This is a genomic window from Arthrobacter sp. JCM 19049, from assembly GCF_001310435.1.
On record NZ_BAXF01000514.1, the window covers coordinates 1 to 1,492 of the forward strand.

Consider the following 1,492-nt stretch of genomic DNA (forward strand, 5'->3'; position numbering starts at 1 on the left):
CGAGCCAGGGCGACCTCGCGGGCGCCTCGCCGGTGGCCGGGTTGTAGACCTTGCCGGTGCGGCTCTGGCCCTCACCGGAGAAGGCGGCGTTGTTGACCCAGTGCTGCAGGGTTTCGGTCATGGTGGTGGTCATCGAGGTGGTCCTTTCCGGGACGTTCGGGTGCTCTTGAAAACATCATGGGCCAAAAATATGACGAACCACACAGACAACGTGTCATGATTTACCTGTAGGAGTTATCGAACTGTAAAGGCTGGCCGTGGGTGAACTGACAATGGCGCAGGTACTGGACCTGGAGGTGGTGCGCGCGGCGGAGCCGGTGGTCTACGGGAGCAACCAGGATCTGCACCGCCCGGTGCGCTGGGTGCACGTCACCGAATCCCCGGACAACGCCGGGCTGCTCGAAGGCGGGGAACTGGTGCTCAGCACGCTGCGCAACGTGGAACCCAGCCCACGGCGGCTGCGTGAATTCCTCGACGAGCTGCAGCGGGCCGGGGCGGCCGGGGTGCTGATCGAGTACTACTCGGCCGAGCCGGAGGTGTGCCGGGGGTTGTTTGAACAGGCCACGGCCGGACACCGGCTGCCGGTGATCTGGCTGCGCCGGCGGGTGCGGTTCGTGCAGATCACCGAGGTGATCCACAAGCTGCTGGTGGCCGAGCAGTTGCGCGTGGTCGAGTTCTCCCGGCACGTGCATGAGATCTTCACCGAGCTCTCGCTGAGTGAAGCCGATGAACACATGATCGTGGAGCGCACCGCCGAACTGCTGCAGGCCCCGGTGGTGCTCGAAGACGTCCGCCACCGGGTGCTCGCGCACGCCGGGGCAGGGCAGGGGGCCGCCTCGGTGCTGGAGCACTGGATCAGCCGCTCGCGGTTCGTGGCCTACGCCGAATCCACCGGGCGCAGCCACGGGGCCGAGGACTGGCTGCAGACCCCGGTCGGTGCGGTCAAGAGCCGTTGGGGCCGGCTGGTGGTGCCGGCCCGGCTGGAGGATGAAGCCAATGCCGCCCTGGTGCTCGAACGCGCCGGGCAGACGCTGACCATTGCCCGGCTCTCCGGGCGGGACCAGCGCGAACTGCTCTACCAGGCGCGTACCTCACTGCTGCACGAACTGCTGCAGCACCATTCGCTCTCCGCCGGGGAGGTGCAGGTGCGCGCCGAGGCGCTGGGGTTGGACGCGGCCGCGCACTACGTGCCGGTCGCCGTCGGGCTGATGCTGCCGGCCGGGCAGAGCCCCACGAGCATGCAGCTGCGCGAACGCGAGGTGCTGGAGGTCATGGACCAGGTGGCCGAGACCATGCGCCTGGGTGTGCTGGCCGGCTCCTGCGCTCCGGGGTGCTCGGGGCGGTGCTGCCGGTGGCGGCCCGGGAACTGGTCGAGGGAACCTTGCAGCGTTTCTCCCGGGAGCTGGGCGAAAGCCTGAGCCTGACGGTGGCGGTGGGCGTGGGGGCCGAGGCGACCGGGATTTCCCAGTGCGCCAAGAATCTGGAGGATGCC

Annotated in this window: 1 protein-coding gene; it reads left to right on the top strand. The window is 68.5% G+C overall.

Annotation, left to right across the window (positions count from 1 at the left end):
- Positions 1-257: 257 nt before the first annotated feature.
- Positions 258-1,418 (top strand): PucR family transcriptional regulator ligand-binding domain-containing protein, encoded by a 1,161-nt coding sequence (locus tag JCM19049_RS13945; protein ID WP_054821879.1) that lies wholly within the window; start codon positions 258-260, stop codon positions 1,416-1,418.
- The last annotated feature ends 74 nt before the right edge of the window (positions 1,419-1,492 follow it).